At 68.5% G+C, this 17,057-nt stretch carries 17 protein-coding genes; 13 read left to right on the top strand and 4 right to left on the bottom strand.

Annotated elements, in window-relative coordinates:
* Nucleotides 1–25: 25 nt before the first annotated feature.
* The 10 genes from RYH79_RS01150 (at nucleotide 26) to RYH79_RS01195 (ending at nucleotide 11,576) form a co-directional block, all read left to right on the top strand.
* Nucleotides 26–1,876: an ABC transporter substrate-binding protein gene (locus RYH79_RS01150; protein WP_370895402.1), complete on the top strand. Its 1,851-nt coding sequence runs from the start codon at nucleotides 26–28 to the stop codon at nucleotides 1,874–1,876.
* A gap of 182 nt (nucleotides 1,877–2,058) precedes the next feature.
* Nucleotides 2,059–3,120, top strand: a complete 1,062-nt coding sequence (locus RYH79_RS01155) for an ABC transporter permease (protein ID WP_370895404.1) — start codon at nucleotides 2,059–2,061, stop codon at nucleotides 3,118–3,120.
* 1 nt (nucleotide 3,121) lies between these two features.
* Complete coding sequence (locus RYH79_RS01160; protein WP_370895406.1) at nucleotides 3,122–4,591, top strand: ABC transporter permease; 1,470 nt, start codon at nucleotides 3,122–3,124, stop codon at nucleotides 4,589–4,591.
* Nucleotides 4,592–4,641: 50 nt separating this feature from the next.
* Nucleotides 4,642–5,802, top strand: coding sequence for an ABC transporter ATP-binding protein (locus RYH79_RS01165; protein WP_370900720.1), 1,161 nt, complete (start codon nucleotides 4,642–4,644; stop codon nucleotides 5,800–5,802).
* Between the two features lie 23 nt (nucleotides 5,803–5,825).
* Nucleotides 5,826–7,337, top strand: coding sequence for an oligopeptide/dipeptide ABC transporter ATP-binding protein (locus RYH79_RS01170; RefSeq protein ID WP_489753357.1), 1,512 nt, complete (start codon nucleotides 5,826–5,828; stop codon nucleotides 7,335–7,337).
* Entirely contained in the window at nucleotides 7,337–7,858 is a 522-nt protein-coding gene (locus tag RYH79_RS01175) for a DUF7555 family protein (RefSeq protein WP_370895410.1), read from the top strand. Before RYH79_RS01170 ends, RYH79_RS01175 begins: the two co-directional genes overlap by 1 nt.
* Before the next feature lie 51 nt (nucleotides 7,859–7,909).
* Nucleotides 7,910–9,001 carry a D-xylose 1-dehydrogenase Gfo6 gene (gfo6, locus tag RYH79_RS01180; RefSeq protein ID WP_370895412.1) on the top strand — a complete coding sequence of 364 codons (1,092 nt, stop codon included), beginning with the start codon at nucleotides 7,910–7,912 and terminating at the stop codon, nucleotides 8,999–9,001.
* A 263-nt stretch (nucleotides 9,002–9,264) separates the two neighbouring features.
* Nucleotides 9,265–9,534 (top strand): hypothetical protein, encoded by a 270-nt coding sequence (locus RYH79_RS01185; protein WP_370895414.1) that lies wholly within the window; start codon nucleotides 9,265–9,267, stop codon nucleotides 9,532–9,534.
* A gap of 43 nt (nucleotides 9,535–9,577) precedes the next feature.
* A complete protein-coding gene (locus RYH79_RS01190) occupies nucleotides 9,578–10,141 on the top strand; it encodes a class I SAM-dependent methyltransferase (protein WP_370895416.1) in 564 nt (187 codons plus the stop codon).
* A gap of 79 nt (nucleotides 10,142–10,220) precedes the next feature.
* Complete coding sequence (locus RYH79_RS01195) at nucleotides 10,221–11,576, top strand: LLM class flavin-dependent oxidoreductase (RefSeq protein WP_370895419.1); 1,356 nt, start codon at nucleotides 10,221–10,223, stop codon at nucleotides 11,574–11,576.
* A 229-nt stretch (nucleotides 11,577–11,805) separates the two neighbouring features.
* Here RYH79_RS01195 and RYH79_RS01200 read toward each other — a convergent pair whose 3' ends face one another.
* Both RYH79_RS01200 and RYH79_RS01205 read right to left on the bottom strand, forming a co-directional pair.
* Nucleotides 11,806–11,985: a DUF8015 family protein gene (locus RYH79_RS01200; RefSeq protein ID WP_370895421.1), complete on the bottom strand. Its 180-nt coding sequence runs from the start codon at nucleotides 11,983–11,985 to the stop codon at nucleotides 11,806–11,808.
* 43 nt (nucleotides 11,986–12,028) lie between these two features.
* Nucleotides 12,029–12,736: a DUF7114 family protein gene (locus RYH79_RS01205; protein ID WP_370895423.1), complete on the bottom strand. Its 708-nt coding sequence runs from the start codon at nucleotides 12,734–12,736 to the stop codon at nucleotides 12,029–12,031.
* 61 nt (nucleotides 12,737–12,797) lie between these two features.
* Here RYH79_RS01205 and RYH79_RS01210 point away from each other — a divergent pair, with 61 nt between their 5' ends.
* Together RYH79_RS01210 and RYH79_RS01215 are read left to right on the top strand one after the other, a co-directional pair.
* On the top strand, nucleotides 12,798–13,496 hold the full coding sequence (locus RYH79_RS01210) for an enoyl-CoA hydratase/isomerase family protein (protein WP_370895425.1): 699 nt from the start codon (nucleotides 12,798–12,800) through the stop codon (nucleotides 13,494–13,496).
* A gap of 144 nt (nucleotides 13,497–13,640) precedes the next feature.
* On the top strand, nucleotides 13,641–13,982 hold the full coding sequence (locus tag RYH79_RS01215) for a helix-turn-helix domain-containing protein (protein WP_370895427.1): 342 nt from the start codon (nucleotides 13,641–13,643) through the stop codon (nucleotides 13,980–13,982).
* On the opposite strand, the gene RYH79_RS01220 is transcribed toward RYH79_RS01215, so the two are convergent.
* Complete coding sequence (locus RYH79_RS01220; RefSeq protein WP_370895429.1) at nucleotides 13,983–14,714, bottom strand: RAD55 family ATPase; 732 nt, start codon at nucleotides 14,712–14,714, stop codon at nucleotides 13,983–13,985. It lies immediately after the preceding gene.
* A gap of 169 nt (nucleotides 14,715–14,883) precedes the next feature.
* Here RYH79_RS01220 and RYH79_RS01225 point away from each other — a divergent pair, with 169 nt between their 5' ends.
* Nucleotides 14,884–15,462 (top strand): HalX domain-containing protein, encoded by a 579-nt coding sequence (locus RYH79_RS01225; RefSeq protein ID WP_370895431.1) that lies wholly within the window; start codon nucleotides 14,884–14,886, stop codon nucleotides 15,460–15,462.
* Between the two features lie 2 nt (nucleotides 15,463–15,464).
* Here the strand turns inward: RYH79_RS01225 and recJ are convergent, their stop codons facing one another.
* The gene (recJ, locus tag RYH79_RS01230) at nucleotides 15,465–16,976 is read right to left on the bottom strand and encodes a RecJ family nuclease (RefSeq protein WP_370895433.1); all 1,512 of its coding nucleotides are present in this window, start codon (nucleotides 16,974–16,976) and stop codon (nucleotides 15,465–15,467) included.
* Between the last annotated feature and the right edge of the window lie 81 nt (nucleotides 16,977–17,057).

Consider the following 17,057-nt stretch of genomic DNA (forward strand, 5'->3'; position numbering starts at 1 on the left):
TCTTCTGCCGGCCAGATGCCGTCGCATGACAGACCAGAACACATCACGGCGTCGGTTCCTCGCAGCGACCGGGTCGGTCGCTGGCGCGGCCGCGCTCGCAGGCTGCTCGGGCGGCAGCGGTACCGACACCGAGGCGGAGACGGGTGAAGGTAGTAGCCCGACCGCGACGGAGGGCGGCGACACCGGCTCCTCCGGAGGGACGTTCAACCGAATCAACAGCACCATCTCGACGTTCGACCCCATCCAGGCGACGGACACGGCCTCCGGTCGGGTCATTCGGCAGGTGTTCGACACGCTGTTGATCTACGAGAACGCGACCACGACCGTCACGAACCAGCTCGCGACGGACTACGAGGTGTCCGACGACTTCAACACGTACACCTTCACGCTGGCCGACGACGCCACGTTCCACAACGGCGACGACGTGACGGCCTCGGACATCGTCTACTCGTGGGAGCGGCTCGCTCAGTCCACCAACTCCAGCCGGGCGTACTTCATCCTCGACTCCATCGGCGTCACCTCCGAGACGGAGACCGTCATGCAGGACGGCGAGGAGGTCGAGCAGTACAAGCCGGGGAGTCTGGGTCTCGAGGCGGTCGACGAGAAGACGCTCCGGATGGAGCTGTCGGCCCCGTTCCACGCCACGCTCCAGATGATGGCGTACACCTCCTTCGCTGCGGTGCCGGAGGGCATCGTCGGCGACATCGAGGGGTACGACGGCGACATCCCGCGTGACGAGTTCGCCACCTCGAACCCGGTCGGTGCCGGTCCGTTCGAGCTGGAGACCTACGAGTCCGGTACGGAAGTGTCCGTGACGGCGCGCGACGAGCACTACCGCGGTGGCGCGAACGTCGACCGCGTCCACTGGCAGATCATCGAGAAGGACCAGCCGTCGTACAACTACGCGATGAACCGGAACGCCGACCTGTTCGGCATTCCGACGCCGTTCTACGAGCCGAGCAAGGTGTCCGTCGAGGAGGAGGACTCCGCCGGCCGGATGCTGGGATCGTACGGCCAGATCCGCAACGGCGACACGGTGAACTACGTCGGCATCCCGACGATCAACTCCTTCTACGTCGGGTTCAACATGGAGAAGGTGCCGAAGGCGGTGCGGAAGGCGTTCGCCTACGTCGCCAACCAGGAGCTGTTCATCAACGAGGTGTTCAAGGGCCGCGGCTCCGCCTCCTACCACTTCACGCCGCCGTCCATCTATCCGGGCGGCGCCAACGAGTACACGAACCACGCCGAAAGCGAGTACCCGTACGGCTACGGCGAGGCGCTCCAGGACAAGGCAATCGAGGTCATGGAGGAGGCCGGCTACGGGCCGGACAACCGCTTCGAGGTCCAGTGGACCCAGTACCAGTCGGAGTCCTGGCTCCAGATGGCGCAGATCCTGCGTGACCGGCTCTCGTCGGCGTACATCGACATGAAGATCGAGCAGGCACCGTTCGGGCCGCTGCTCTCGCGTGGCCGCAACGGGAAGCTGGAGGTGTACACCCTCGGGTGGATCGCCGACTGGCCGGCGCCGGACAACTTCCTGCAGCTGCTGAACCCGCCGCAGACGGACACGAGTTCCTCTGCGCCGGTGTCGTACATCAACTGGAACTCCGAGGAGGCCGAAGCGGACGCCGCCCAGGAGGCGGCAGACGCGTACAGCAGAGTTCGGGACAACCAGGCCCCGACCGATGCTGCCCAGCAGGAACGGAACGACGCGTACGTCCAGATCGAGGAGGCCAACTGGGAGGACGTCGGCTTCCTGCCGATCTACCACCAGATCAAGGAGTACATGTGGTACGACGGGCTCCAGGACTTCACCCCGCCGGGTGGGATGGACCTGAGCCGGCTCCAGTTCGACTCGATCAGCCTGGACAAGTAACTCGGTCGGCTCCGTCGGCACTCCGTCGCCGACTCTCGATTTCGACGACAGATGGTCACAAGGACTCTTAGCACGATCTCTACGCTCGGACGAGACCGACGCGCGGCCGAAAGCGTAAGGGACAAGCGTACGATACGGGAAGGCCACAACAGAATGCACACGCACAGGTGGAGGTGGGCGCCGTGAGCCGGTGGCGGTATCTCGGCCAGCGGCTCCTCCTGTCGTTTCCGGTGTTGTTGTTCGGGACGACGGTGTCGTTCTTGCTCGTGTACGCGAGCCCGTTGGATCCGGTCTCGTCGATTCTGGGGAACAACTACACGCCAGAGGCGGCCGCCCGGATCAGGCAGTCGCTCGGGCTGAACCAACCGCTGTGGGAGCAGTACGTCGACTACATCGTCGGGCTGTGGACGTTCGATCTGGGTAACTCCTGGGTGATTCAGCGCGGGACGGACGCGGGCACACTCGTGTGGCTGTACCTCCCGCGGACGATCTGGCTCGGCTTCTGGTCCGTGCTGATCGCCATCCTGTTCGGGATCCCGCTGGGCTTCTACGCGGGGCTCAACCCCAACACCGGTGGGGACTACCTCGCCTCGTTCGGCGGGATCGTCTGGCGGGCGATGCCGAACTTCTGGCTGGCCGTCATCCTCGTCAGCGTGCTCTCGCAGTCGAAAGACTACCTCGGGTTCGAGTGGGCGGGGTGGCTGGTCAAGACGAACATCGTCACACCGCCGACGCTGGACTTCCTGGCGAACCCGGCCGGCGCGGTGACGAGCCCACAGGAGTGGTGGATCGAGGTGGGCGACGACGGCTCGTTCCTCGCAGCGACCAAACAGATCCTGCCGGCGGCGCTCGTGCTGGGGTCGGCGTCGATGGGCAACGAGATGCGGATCGGCCGAACTGCAGTCTTGGAGCAGCGAAACGCCCAGTACGTCGAGACCGCCCGAGCGAAGGGGGTGCCCGAACGGCTGATCGTCTGGAAGCACGTCTTCCGCAACGCGATGATCCCGTTGGTGCCGATCATCGCCGGGGAGGCGTTCCTGCTCATCGGCGGGAGCGTCCTCGTCGAGACGGTGTTCGCGATCAACGGGCTGGGGTACCTGTTCTTCCAGGCGGCACTCCAGTCGGACGTGCCGCTCTTGGGAGTGCTCGTGTTCATCTTCTCCATCCTCCTGGTGGGGCTCAACATCGCACAGGACCTGCTGTACACACTGATCGACCCGCGAGTCGGCTACGACGAGGACTGAAATGGCAACAGAGAACGTCACGACGACCGAACAGACGCTCGAACGCAGCGACCAGTCACTGACCCAGCGCGTGCTGGCGACGCCACGCCCGGCGATGGTGTGGCTCGCCGGCCTGACGCTGCTCGTGCTCCCGGAGCTCGGAGCGCTCCTCACGACACTCGCCCAGGCGTTCCTCGGGGTGTTGAAACTGCTCCCGAGCGATCCTGCGGTTGCGACCGCGAACGGGCTCGTCTCCGGTGCCGAACAGATCCCGACGCTGCTGTCGAGAGAGACGATCCCGAACCAGGGTCACGAGCTGCCGGGAGGCGGCTGGACCGGGACGTTCCTGGGACTGGAGCCGATGTGGGCGTGGACGATCCGTGCCGGGCTGATCTACGTCTACACCGGGGTGACGCTGTGGTGGCTCTGGCGCGGCTACGACACCTACCGGGAACACTACCGGGTCGCGGACTGGAGCCCGGCCGACGACCAGATCGACCGGTTCGCCAGACACGACTGGGGTCGGTTCGGGCTGGTCCTCGTCGCCTTCTTCGTGGTGATGGCGTTGTTCGCCCCGGCGTTCGGACCGACGACGGTGGAACAGAACATCAGACAGCCGTACAGCTACGAGACGGAGTACCTCAACCCCGATACGAACACGGTGGAGACGGTGACGGTCGGTGTCGCCAACGTCCGGGCGAGCTCCGGCGGGGGTGAGGCGGTCGGGCCGTGGACGTACGACGACTTCGGTCGGTTCCACCCAGCGGGGACACTCACCACCGGGAAGGACATGATGACGTTCCTCGCGCACGGCGCACGAGTGTCGTTGTTCATCGGTGGCGTCTCCATCGCCGTCTCCGGGTTCATCGCCGTCGTGCTGGCCCTCGTGACGGCCTACTACAAGGGGCTGGCGGACCTCATCACCGTGATCACCAGCGACTCGATCCAGGTGATCCCGCAGTTCCTGTTGTTGATCATGGCGTGGGCCGTGTTCAGCAACCACTGGCTGTCGGCGGTGTTCAACGGCGCGCTCCTGATGATCGCCATCTTCTCGTTCACGAACTGGACGTTCATCTGGCGGACGATCCGTGGCCCGGCGCTCCAGGTCGCCGAAGAGGAGTGGATCGACGCCGCACGCAGCTACGGACAGACGCCGCGGAAGACGATGAACAAACACATGCTCCCTTACATCGTCGGCTACCTCTTGGTGTACGGTTCGATGCGGATCGGTGGGATCGTCGTCGCAATCGCCGGGCTGTCGTACCTCGGCCTGGGGATCACCCCGCCGACCCCGGAGTGGGGGCGGGCGATTGCGAGCGGACAGAGCCTCGTGACGACCGCGTCCTGGCACATCGCGCTGATCCCGGGGGTCATGATCACGTTGTTGGTGACCGGGCTGAACGCCTTCGGCGACGGGATCCGGGACGCCATCGACCCGCAGAGCGAGGGCGCGAGCAGTGAGGAGGCCGAGGCGGCCGGGGGTGGAGCGTGAGCTCGCAGAGTCGCGCCGGGACGGCGACGACGCCGTCGGGCGACGACCCGATGCTGGAGGTGACGAACCTCCAGACGACGTTCTACACGGACAAGGAGACGATCCACGCCGTCGACGGGGTGAGCTTCTCGCTGTACCCCGGCCAGACGACCGGCATCGTCGGCGAGTCCGGCTCCGGGAAGTCCGTCACGGCCCGTTCGATCATGGGGCTGGTCGACGAACCCGGTCGGATCGAAGGGGGCAGCGTCCGGTTCTGGCACACCCCGACGGTCCGGCAGTTCGCCGACCGCTACGGCGGACGGACCGCAGAGCCGTCCGAGACGCCCGGTGACGACGACTTCGTGGTCGTCACGGACCGCTCCGACGGCCGGGTGACGGACGGCTACGTCAGCATGACGGACGCGCCGGACAAGGCGTTGCGGAAGCTGCGCGGCGGCGGGCTGGCGATGGTGTTCCAGGACCCGCTGTCGAGTCTCAACCCGGTGTACACCGTCGGCAACCAGATCCGCGAGGCGCTGGACCTCCACCGGGACCTCTCCGGGAAGGAGGCGCGTTCGAAGGCGGTCGACCTGTTGGAGGCGGTCGGGATCCCGGACGCCCCGCGGCGGCTCAAGGAGTACCCCCACGAGTTCTCCGGCGGGATGCGTCAGCGGGCCGTGATCGCCATGGCGCTGGCGTGTGACCCGGAGGTGTTGATCTGTGACGAGCCGACGACGGCGCTGGACGTGACGATCCAGGCGCAGATCCTCCAACTGCTCCAACGGCTGACGGAAGAACGGGACCTCGCCATCATGTTCATCACCCACGACATGGGTGTGATCGCGGAGATGTCCGACCGCGTGAACGTGATGTACGCCGGCGAGATCGTCGAGAGCGCGCCGGCCGCGGAGCTGTTCGACCGCCCGGCACACCCGTACACGGAGGGGCTGCTCGGCTCGATCCCCGGTCGTCAGGTCGGCGCCGACCGGCTCCAGACGATCGAGGGTGACGTCCCGACGCCGACGGAGCCGGCGAGCGACTGTCGGTTCGCGTCGCGGTGTCCCAAGGAGTTCGACGAGTGTACGTCCGTCCACCCGGAGCCCGTCTCGCCGGCGGCCGACGGCGACTCGACGGACCACCGCGTCGCCTGTCTGTTGTACCCGGAGGACACGTCGGAGGCGAGACGGATCGACGACTACCACCTCGCGGCCGACGGGGGTGACGGCTCGTGACCGACGACGAGCCGCTCGTCGAGGTGAACGACCTGAAGACGTACTACGACGAGGGTGGCGGCCCGTTCTCGGACCCGCCGGTCAAGGCCGTCGACGGCGTCAGCTTCGACATCCACCGCGGGGAGACGCTGGGGCTCGTCGGGGAGTCCGGCTGCGGGAAGACCACCCTCGGCCGGACGCTCGTCCAGTTGGAGACGGCGACGGCCGGCGAGGTGGAGTTCGCCGGCCAGGACGTGACCCGGCTGTCCGGGGGAGAGCTGAAGCGCTGGCGACGGGACGCCCAGATGGTGTTCCAGGACCCCGAGTCCAGCCTCAACGACCGGATGACCGTCGGGGAGATCGTCCGCGAGCCGTTGGACGTCCACGACTGGCCGAACCTCACGGCGGCCGTCCCGAACCAGAGCGTGGCCGTCTCCGGCGACGCGCGAGCGGTCGACACACAACGCGACGCCGACATCGTCGTCTCGCCGGACGGGGAGGTGTCCGTTCGAGAGTCGTTGCCGTTGTCGGCCGACGAGGTGGACGCCACCCTCTCGGGAGGCACCCTGTCGATCGACCTGCTCGTGGACAAGCAGGCGATCCGGCGGGACCGCGTCCGGTTCCTGTTGGAACGGGTCGGGCTCCGGGAGGAGCACTACTTCCGGTACCCGCACCAGTTCTCCGGCGGCCAGCGGCAACGGGTGGGAATCGCCCGGGCGCTGGCGCTGGAGCCGGAGTTCGTCGTGTTGGACGAACCGGTGTCGGCGCTGGACGTGTCCGTCCAGGCGAAGGTGTTGAACCTCTTGGACGACCTCCAGGCTGAGTTCGACCTGACGTACCTGTTCATCGCCCACGACCTGAGCGTGGTGCGACACATCTGTGATCGGGTCGCCGTCATGTACCTCGGCAACGTGATGGAGCTGGGCCCGACCGAGGAGATGTTCCGCGACCCGGCGAACCCGTACACGGCGTCGTTGCTGTCGGCGATCCCGGAGCCGGACCCGAGCGTGGAGAAGGAACGCATCACGCTGCGTGGCTCCCCGCCGTCGCCGCGGGACCCACCCGAGGGGTGTCCGTTCGCCACACGCTGCCCGGTCACGGTTCGACCCGACGAGTACGCCGACGTGGACGACGAGGTGTGGGAGCGGATCCAGGAGTACCGGGACGTGGTCCGGGAACGCTCCCGGGTGTCGAAGTCGATCGTGGAGATCGCCCGCGAACGGCTGGGACTGAGCGGCGGCTACGAGGACGCCCGCGCGGTGGTCGACGACCTGTTCGAGGACGTCGACACGCCTCCGGCCGTCCGCGAGGTCGTCGACGAGACCGCAGACCGGGTCGTCGACGGGGACGCCGAGAGCGCCCGGAACCTGTTGGTCGAGGAGTTCGGCGGCGCCTGCGACCAGGAGGAGCCGGAGGCCCACGAGGTGAGTGACGCCGGGCGGACGAGCCGCTGTCACAGACACCGACCGGACCACGACGATCCGGCCGCCGTCGCGCCGGAGGTCGCGAGCCTCCACGAGCCGGAGGTCGACGACACCGCCGCGGCCGACGACTGATGGCGTCGTCACAGCGCGGGGATCGGCGGCCGCGATCAACCCGGACACGTCGCCTGTTGGACGGCCTCCAGTACGCCGTCGCGTTGGCGGCGCTCGTCGCGGCCGTCTCGACGGTCGTCGGCGTCGCGCTCGCCGGCGTCGACGCGGCCGCCGTGGCCGCGAAGTACGGGCTGTTCCTGGGCGGCACCGTCCACCTGGGGTACGCGACCGTGCTCGCGTGGGTCGGCTCCCGCGCTCCGGCGTTGTCGAACAACGGCATCATCGCGCGGGTGCGGTCGGTCGCGTCCTCGGACGACCGCGACGAGCGCGCCGGCACCGGTGCGTCGCTGTCGCTGGGTGACGACGGGGACCTCGCCGAGCCGAGCGGGCTCCAACGGCTGATCCGTCGAGCCCCACCGACCGCGTGGTACCCCGTCCGTGCCCGCGACCGGATCAGTGACACCGGTCGGCTGTTCCTCGCCAGCGGCGCGATGTTCCTCGCGTCGTTCCTCTCGGAGGCCGCGTTCGGCGTCGCGCTGTGACTGCCCGCGGGACCGTCAGATATCTGTGTCGGGCGCGTGAGCCACCGGCCCGTGACGATCGACAGCGTCGCGACCCTGCGGGAACGGGACTGGGCGACCGAGGACCCGGCCGACGTGGAGCCGTTGCGGTACGCCGTCGTCGGACTCGGCGGCTACGCACGGAACGTCTCGCTGCCGGCCATCGAGCGGGGCTCGTACGCGGCCGTCGGGGCCGTCGTCAGCGGCGACCCGACGAAGGCGGACCGGGTCACGGCGGAGTACGACGCCGTCCCGTTGTCGTACGAGTCGTACGCGGCCGGCGAGGCGACGGGGGCGTACGACGCCGTCTACGTCGCCACGCCCAACCGAGAGCACCGACCACACGTCGAGACGGCCGCCGAGCACGGCCGACACGTTCTGTGTGAGAAGCCGTTGGACGCGACCGTGGACCGAGCGGCCGCGAGCGTCGAGGCGTGTGCGGCGGCGGACGTCCGGCTGATGACGGCCTACCGGATGCAGACGGACCCGGTCGTCCGTGGTCTCCGGCGGCTGATCGCGGACGGAGCCGTCGGCGACCCGGTGAAGCTGTTCGGCGACTTCACGTTCCCGGTGCTGGCGGGCGACCGTGGCGTCGACCAGTGGCGGCTCGACGCGGCACTCGCCGGCGGCGGCGCGCTGTACGACGTGGGAGTGTACCCGCTCAACACCGCACGGTTCCTGTTGGACGCAGACCCCGTCGCCGTGACGGCGACCGCCGTCGGCGGCGACGGGGAGGAACGCTCGTCGGCGACGCCGTTCGCCGAGGTGGACGCACACACCCACTTCCACGTCGAGTTCCCGGACGGCGTGGTCGGCAACTTCTCCGCGAGCTTCCGTGGAGCCGGGAACGCGACGCTCACGCTCGTCGGAACGGACGGACGGGTTCGAGTGGAAGACGCCTTCCAACCGGGTCACGACCGCCGGGTCGTCGTCGAGACGGGCGACGAACGGGTCGAGATCGAGGATGTCGGCGGCGACGAGACGGTCGCGGCGTTCGACTACTTCGCACACGCAGTCCGGACCGACGGAGCGATCGACCCGGACGCTGACGACGGACTGACGGACCAACGGGTGCTCGCGGCGATCCGACGGGCGGCTACGGACGGAGAGCGCGTGGCGTTGTGAGGACGAAGGCGAAGGGGGAGTGAGGCCGGGGCGAGGCGGGTCGTGCGTCGTGGCGGGCCCGGTCACGACGCACCGGGTGGCGTCGGCGTGGCGCGGGTTTCTGTCGCCGATCAACGACGAGAAAAGCGTCGTCTCTCGGCATCTATCTGTAGCTCGGCGTATCTTATAAATCCACTGTTGTCGGCACTGACGGCGTCGGGGGTGTCTCTATATAGTCGTAACCAGGCCAAAGTGCTATACTCGTCCCACCCCAGGCAAACAGTATGGGTCAGGTACGGGCCGACAGTCTGTTGCACGCCGAGGGAGTGTTGGCAGAGCCCACACGGCTGTTCCGGCCACACCCGCTGGGTGAACCGGGCGATCGAGTCGTCGCCGCCGACGGCGACGACACGGTCGTCGGGCGACTCGTGGACGTGACGGAGGTGCCGCTGGCACACCTGGATCTGGCGCCGGACACCCGCGAACGGCTGTGTTCGGAGGTGGGCGACCGCCGGACGGTGTTCGTCCACGAGATCGCCGCCCGGGGTGAGTGAGTCGGCCAGAAACTGTCAAGGAGACGGCGGCCCTCGTCCGAACGTGGGGTACCACACTTTCGACGTGGGGCGGGCGGACGCACTGGAGGACGACGACCGATTCAGGTTCTGTTCTGCCGAGGAGCTCCGGTCGGCACTCGCGCTCACGGGGACGGAGACGGTCGCGGACCTGGGGTCGGGGACGGGCTTCTACACGGACACCGTCGCAGACCGGGTGGACCACTGCTACGCCGTGGACGTGCAGTCGGCGATGCACGACCACTACCGGGAGAAGGGGCTGCCGGAGACGGTGGAGCCGGTCACCGCAGAGGTCGCGGACCTGCCGTTCCCGGACGACACGCTGGACGCCGCGTTCTCGACGATGACGTTCCACGAGTTCGCCTCGGAGGCGGCGCTGGCGGAGTTGGCGCGGGTCGTCGCTCCCGGCGGCCGCGTCGTCACGGTGGACTGGAGCCGTCACGGCGCCGGCGAGGCGGGCCCGCCCAGAGACGAGCGGTTCGGCGCGGGTGAGGCGGCGACGTTCCAGTCCGACGCCGGCCTCCGACTCCGGACGGCGACAGAGCGCGACGAGACGTTCTTGACGGTCGCCGACGGGGGGCCGGCGTAGCCGCCCACACGTCGCCAGAACCCCCGACGGATTGCCTGCACCGTGGCGACCACCCGCCCGGCTGTCGTCTGTCCGAGCCGTGAGCGACCACCTTCACCTCAACCTCTTCACGATGAACGCGGCCGAACACGTCTCACCGGGGTCGTGGCGACACCCGGGCGACCGGTCACACGAGTACACGGACCGGGAGTACTGGACGGAGGTGGCCCGGACGGCCGAACGAGGTGGGTTCGACGCGGTGTTCTTCGCCGACGTGCGGGGGATCTACGACGTGTACGGCGACGACCGAGAGACGGCCATCCGGAAGGGGGTCCAGACGCCGGCGAACGACCCGACGTACCTCCTGCCGGCGATGGCGGAGGCGACCGACCGACTCGGCTTCGCCGTCACTCGGTCGACCACCTACCAACACCCGTACGAACTCGCCCGGCAGTTCTCCACGCTGGACCACCTCACGGACGGTCGGGTCGCGTTCAACGTCGTCACCTCGTATCTGGAGTCGGCGGCGATCAACCTCGGACTGGACGAACGGATGGACAAGGAGACCCGGTACGACCGCGCAGCGGAGTTTCTGGAGGTGTGTTACGCGCTGTGGGAGGACTCCTGGGACGACGACGCGGTCGTCCACGACCGGGAGTCGGGGGTGTACACCCGACCGGAGGGGGTCGCCCAGATCGACCACGAGGGGGAGTTCTTCGACGTGCCCGGGCCACACGGCTGTGAGCCGTCGCCACAGCGGACGCCAGTCGTGTTCCAGGCCGGTTCCTCCGAGCGCGGCCGGGAGTTCGCGGCCCGCAACGCGGAGGCGGTGTTCTGTTCGCAGCCGACGGAGGCGGGCGTCCGGGAGTACGTCGAGGACCTGCGGGAGCGAGCGGCCGCACACGGCCGCGATCCGGACAGGCTCGCCTTCTTCCCCGGGGTCGTCCCGGTGGTCGGCGAGACGACGGCGGCGGCGGAGGCGAAGTACGAGCGGCTGCGCGAGGGAGTAGACGTGGAGGCGACGCTGGCACTGTTGTCGGGGTTCCTCGACATGGACCTGTCGGCGCTGGACCCGGACCAGAAGATCGAGCACATCGAGACGGACGCGATCCAGGGGACGATGAACGCCTTCACGCAGACGGACCCCGACCGGGAGTGGACCGTCCGGGAGGTGGCGGAGTTCTCGGGGCTCGGCACCACCTCGCCGGTGATCGTCGGGTCGCCGACGGAGGTCGCCGACGAACTGGAACGCTGGGTCCGGGAGACGGGCGTCGACGGGTTCAACGTCAAGGAGGTGGTCCGCACCGGCGGCCTCGACGACTTCGTCGACCTCGTGACGCCGGAGCTGCGTGAGCGTGGACTCCTCCCGGCGGCCGGCGACTCGACGACGCTACGCGAACGGCTGTTCGGCGACGGCCCGCGACTCCCGGCGACCCACCCCGGACGAGCGGAGTGACCGGACCGAGGGGTCCGTCGGCCGTTCGCCCGTCGGACGAGCGTGCGGACAGTTTCGTATCCGGCACCACGAGCCGACTGCGCTAGGATTAAGTGCGACGCAGGGTTACAGTCTGGTGACGCTTCGCTTGGAGGGCCGAAGCGTCAGCGGGGACCAACTCAGGGCGGTACGCGCGCTGCACCTCTCTTCGCAGCGCGCTCCCACCCTTTCGTCACGAACTCGAGAGTGCTCACTCCGTCGGTGGTCTCGCCAGTCCGTCGACAGTCGCGACGAAAGCGACGACGAGGCCCGCCGGGGCGGCCGACTGTGTCGGCAACAACGCTGCGTGACCTGCCGCCGCGACAGCCAACCCCAGAGCGATGACGGCGAGCAACACGTCGGGGCGCGCGAGGCTGTCGACTGCGGGCACGCTAATGACATGTAATTACAGCCTCGAGTATCTTGTGGCGTCGTCAGGAATCGACGGAGACGCGTTCTTCCTCGGCGAGTGCGGCGATCCGGTCGGCGGCGGAGTCGGGCAGCGACCGGACGGTCGGCAGTCCGTCCTGATCGGCAGCGAGGTCGGCGGCGTACGACCGGAGCCCGTCCGGCGTCCGACCGGCGACGGCAGAGCTGCCGGCGACGACCGCCAGCTCGAGCACGTCCGTCTCCAGGCTACGGTCCAGTGACGCCGGGTCGTCGGCCGACCGACGGAGCGTCTGGTCGCGGCCGAACCGTTGGACTACGCCGACGGCGTCTCGGGCGGCCTCCGTCCGTGCCAGGAGGTAGAACCCACGGGCGACGAACACGTCGGCCGCGAGCACGCCCAGGTCCGCCGCGACGGCCTCACCGTCGCCGACCGGGGTCGCGGCGGCCGCGGAGACGGCCCCCGTGGCGTCCACGGAGGTCGGAGGGGGCTCCTCGTCCGTCCACGGCTCCTCGTGTGCGAGCTGTCGAGTGAGGCGGAGCCCCTCGTAGATCAGCTGTACGCCGGCGGCCCGGTCACCGACGGCGACCGTGTCGGTGTCGGAGGTCAGAGCACGGGCGCTGTACACCGTCAACACGCCCGGAGTCATCTCGGCGTCGGCGAGCCGCCCACACAGGGTCTCGCGGAGACGCGCCGGCTCGATGTCGGCCAGCGCTTCCTCGGCGGCGTCGCGGACCCGCACGGCGTCGTCCATTACGACTCATATATCGGTGGGACACGCAAAGACCTTTGGAAACCACCGGCCAACGGCGACCGTGATCCGAACGGAGACGGCAGACGGCGTCACCCGCGTCACGCTGGACCGGCCGGCGGCGCGCAACGCCCTCCGACCGACGGCGCTAGACGAGTTGGCCGCGGCGGTCACGGAGGCCCCGACCCCGGTCGTCCTGTTGTCGGGGGCGGGGTCGGCGTTCTGCGCCGGCGCGGACTTAGACAGCGTGGCGTCGCTGTCGGAGCCGGCGGCGTTCGCCCGCCGGGGTCAACGGACGGCCCGACGGATCGAGACCGCAGACGCGGTCGTCGTCGCCGGCGTCGACGGTGCCGCCCGTGGCGGTGGGGTGGAGCTCGCGTTGGCGTGTGACCTGCGGGTGGCGACTCCGGCGGCCAGCTTCGCGGAGTCGGGCGTCCGACACGGGTTGTTCGGCGCGTGGGGAGGGACCCACCGACTCCCGGCCACGGTCGGGCAGACGGTCGCGGCCGACATGGCGCTGACCGGTCGCACGCTCGACGCGTCGGCTGCCGCCCGGGTCGGGCTCGTCTCCCGTGTCGTCGACGAGCCGTCGAGCGTGGCGACGGCCGTCGCCGACGCCCCCGCCGACACGCTGGCGCGACTGTCGACGCTCCTGACGCCGGAGACCCGGCGACGGGAGCGAGCCGAGGCCGCAGAGCGCCGGGCGTTCGCCGCCCTCCACGCTGCCCACGTGGACGAGATCGGAGCCGACCGAGAGGGGTGAGAGCCACCCCGAACTGGCACACTAACTGTTTATAACTTCGAATATTGAATCTGATACCTGTCGGACGCCGGTCCGACAGAGTGGTCGGAGTGGACGCCTTCCCGGCGTCAGTGTTATACGGGAACGTATCGAACCTGATAGCGAATGGCCGAGGAAGACGAGGACATCATCCAGGTGCTGGGGAACAAGTACAACCCGGAGATCCTCGACGCCACCGGGGAGCCGAAGTCGGCACAGGAGCTGTCGGACGAACTGGAGGTACCGATTGCGACCTGCTACCGGCGGATCAACGAACTCGAGGAGACGGACCTCCTGGAGCTCCACGACCGGCCGTTGTCCGACGAACACCGCCGGATCAAGGTGTACCGCCGGTGTGTCGACTCCATCGAGGTGACGTTCCGGAACGGACTGGAAGTGGACCTGGAAGAACGCTCCGAGGTGCAGAACAAGCTCGACCAGGTGTGGCGAACGATGACGGAGGGGTAGTCAGAAGCCGGCGGCCGGGTCGTCGCCGCCCATCATCGAGAAGCCGCTGGCCTTGTCGTAGACGGTGATCCCGCCGTCGGCGATCTCCATCGGGAAGATGTCCGTGTCGATGTTCTGTTTGCGCATCTTCGCCACCCAGACGTACCGGTTGACGCCGTCTTCCGTCGGCGTCTGGATGAAGTAGACGTTGCCGTCCGTCAGGAAGTTCTCCAGCCCGATCTCCGTCTCCGGGAACACCGCCCCCTGTTCGTTGATCAGGAGCGACGTGAGCCCGTTGCGCTTGAGGATGTCGGAGAACTTCAGGAGGTACGTCCGTTCTTCGGCCTCGTCGTCGAAGAACAGCTGGAACATCGTCAGCGAGTCCAACACGAGCCGATCGTAGCTCGTGTCCGCGAAGTCCTCCAACAGCGTCTCCAGCGTGGCGTTGAAGTCGCTCTCCCGGAGCATCTCCGTCTTGTCGTAGATCTGTATCTCCCCCTCGTCGACGAAGTCGCCGAACTCCTCGAAGCCGATGGAGGCGGCCGCCTCCTCGATCGCCTCGGCGTCCTCCTCGAAGGAGATGTAGATCCCGCGCTCGTCGTGTTCCGTCACCCCGGTGTAGAGGTACTGTATCCCGAACAGGCTCTTGCCGGTGCCCGGGTTCCCGCTGACGAGGACCGTCGAGTCTTTCACCAACCCACCGTTGAGAATCTCGTCTAGCCCCGTGACGCCCGTGGGTACCGTCTCGACCATACAGTAGAGTTCTGGCGGGAGCGTGTAAATAGTTGTGTCACCGACCGTCGGTCCCCCCCGGCTCGCCGGCAGCCGCCCCGGTAGCGTGTGCGACAGTTTTAATATCTGGATTCGCGCAGTTGCAATGCATGACAGCTGACGGCACGCGATCCGTGGGGGCGGGTGTGTCGTGACACGCAGTGTTCTCGTCGTCGAGGACGAGTCGCAGGTGGCAGACCTGTATCGGAGCTACCTGGAGGACGACTACGACGTGACAGTCGCGGAGACGGGCGCGGAGGCGTTGTCGGCGATCGACGCCGACACGGACGCCGTGCTCTTGGACCGCCGGCTCCCGGACCACCCGGGGTCGGAGGTGCTACGCGAGATCCGCGACAGAGGGCTCGACTGTCGGGTGGCGATGGTCACCGCCGTCGAGCCGGACACGGACATCGTCCAGATGGGGTTCGACCTCTACCTCGTGAAGCCCGCCACCCGAGATGACATCCGGACGGTCGTCGAACGACTGGAGACCCGCGCCAGCTACGACGAGCGGCTCCAAGAGGTGGCGTCGCTCGTCACCAAGCGCGCGGTGTTGGAGGCCGAACGCACCGCAGCCGAGCTCGACGCGAGCGAGGAGTACGGCGAGCTACTCGACCAGATCGACGACCTCCAGTCGGAGCTCGCGGATCTCTCGGAGGCGTTCTCGCCGGACGACTACCGACTCCTCTTCCGGGAGATCGGCGACGAACACGGCTCCGAGTCGGCGTAGACTCACCCCAGTTGGCGGTCGACGATCTCGTCGGCGCGGTCCAGAAACGTCTCTCTCTCGTCACCCGGGATCGTCGCGCCCGCGGCCACGTCGTGTCCACCACCTTCGCCGTCGACCGCCGCGGCCGCCTCCGACATCACCGTCGAGAGGTCGAGCCCGCGAGCGACGAGCCGTCCCGTCGCCCGTGCGGACACCTTCAGGTCGCCCCCCTCCGTCTCCGCGAACGCCAGGATCGGCACCGAACGCGGGATCCCGTCGCTCCCGACGGCCATGCCGGCGACGATCCCGACGATCGTCTCCCGGATGCGCGTGCCGGCGTCGAACCACTGGAGGTTGTCCGCCCGTTCCGTTCCCTCCGTCTGGATCAGGTCCACCCCCTCCGAGAGGTTCCGCCGGTGTTGTTGCAGCAGCGTGCGAGCCCGTTCCAACGCCGCTCCCCGGTCGCCCAGACAGACGGCCAGCCCCACGTCCGCCCGGTCGTACCGCGCGGTCGCGTTCAGCAGCGTCGAGAACTCCGACACGTCCCGGAGCTCCGTGCCGGGCGTCTCGTCGGTGAGCACGTACGTCGTCCCGATCAGCGACTCGACGCGGTCGGCCGGCACCCCGGAGCTGACCGCCCGGCGGACGAGCGCGCTGGCGACCGTCTGGCGCTCCTCGCCGTCCAAGTCCGCCCAGCGGCGCCAGTCCCCGTCCGCCTTCAGGTCGATCCCGGTCTCCTGGAGGAACTCGACGGCACCCGCCTGGTCGTCGGAGATTCCCGGGATCTGTACGTCGCCGGCGTACTCCAGCAGCTTCGGCAACGGTCGGGTCTGCCGGCCGTAGATCGTCAGGTCCGTCTCCTCGCTGAGCACGCCGGCGGCGACCCCCTCGGCGACGATCCGGCGGTTGGCGCCGGCGAGGCCGTCGCCGGAGTCCTGCATGTCGCCGACGGCGCCGACGACGGCCAGCTTCGCCAGGTCGCGGTTGTCCGGCGTGTCGCCGGCGGCCCCGGCGTCCGCGACCGCCGTGCCGCCGTCCGTCGCAGCCGGCGTGTCGCCGGCCTCCTCCAGCGCTCGGGCGAGGACGTACGCCGCGCCGGCACCCGACAGCTCCGCGGCGCCGTCGATCCCGAACAGGAGCGGGTTGAGGTGGAACTCCGTCTCCGCGTCGGCGGGCTGGTGGTGGTCGGCGATCACGGGCGTGAACGCCCCGCGGCGCTCCGCCTCGGCGACGGCGGTCAACTGCCCGCTGCCGAAGTCCGTGAACAGGACGGTGTCGTACTCCGTCGCCGCGACCTGCGCGACGGCCGTCTCGTCGAGTTGATCGAAGAAGGCCGTCTCGAAGGTGATCCCCGCCCGCCGGAGCGCCAAAGACGCCACCGCGGCGCTCGTCAGCCCGTCCGCGTCGATGTGTGAACAGACCAACACCTCGTCGGCCGCGGCCAGCCGGTCCGCGCACGCGGCCGCGCGGTCCGCGAGCGCCGGCACCGGCGGCGTGTCGGGCGACGGGTCCGGGTCGACTTCGCCGAGTGTCATCGAGGTGTACTCCGGCGGGATGGTACTTAAACGGTCGTTCGTGATGGAATCACAAAAATACTATGACATTTAGACCATCGG

The sequence above is a fragment of the Halobaculum sp. MBLA0143 genome, from assembly GCF_041361465.1.
Taxonomy (GTDB): domain Archaea; phylum Halobacteriota; class Halobacteria; order Halobacteriales; family Haloferacaceae; genus JAHENP01.

Bases quoted from the DNA above. Each gene is read 5' to 3' on its own strand.
- RYH79_RS01215 (WP_370895427.1), top strand. From the start codon at position 13,641: ATGGCCGAGGAAGACGAGGACATCATCCAGGTGCTGGGGAACAAGTAC.
- RYH79_RS01165 (WP_370900720.1), top strand. From the start codon at position 4,642: ATGCTGGAGGTGACGAACCTCCAGACGACGTTCTACACGGACAAGGAG.
- recJ (WP_370895433.1), bottom strand. From the start codon at position 16,976: ATGACACTCGGCGAAGTCGACCCGGACCCGTCGCCCGACACGCCGCCG.
- RYH79_RS01185 (WP_370895414.1), top strand. From the start codon at position 9,265: ATGGGTCAGGTACGGGCCGACAGTCTGTTGCACGCCGAGGGAGTGTTG.
- RYH79_RS01175 (WP_370895410.1), top strand. From the start codon at position 7,337: ATGGCGTCGTCACAGCGCGGGGATCGGCGGCCGCGATCAACCCGGACA.
- RYH79_RS01205 (WP_370895423.1), bottom strand. From the start codon at position 12,736: ATGGACGACGCCGTGCGGGTCCGCGACGCCGCCGAGGAAGCGCTGGCC.
- RYH79_RS01160 (WP_370895406.1), top strand. From the start codon at position 3,122: ATGGCAACAGAGAACGTCACGACGACCGAACAGACGCTCGAACGCAGC.
- RYH79_RS01150 (WP_370895402.1), top strand. From the start codon at position 26: ATGACAGACCAGAACACATCACGGCGTCGGTTCCTCGCAGCGACCGGG.
- RYH79_RS01220 (WP_370895429.1), bottom strand. From the start codon at position 14,714: ATGGTCGAGACGGTACCCACGGGCGTCACGGGGCTAGACGAGATTCTC.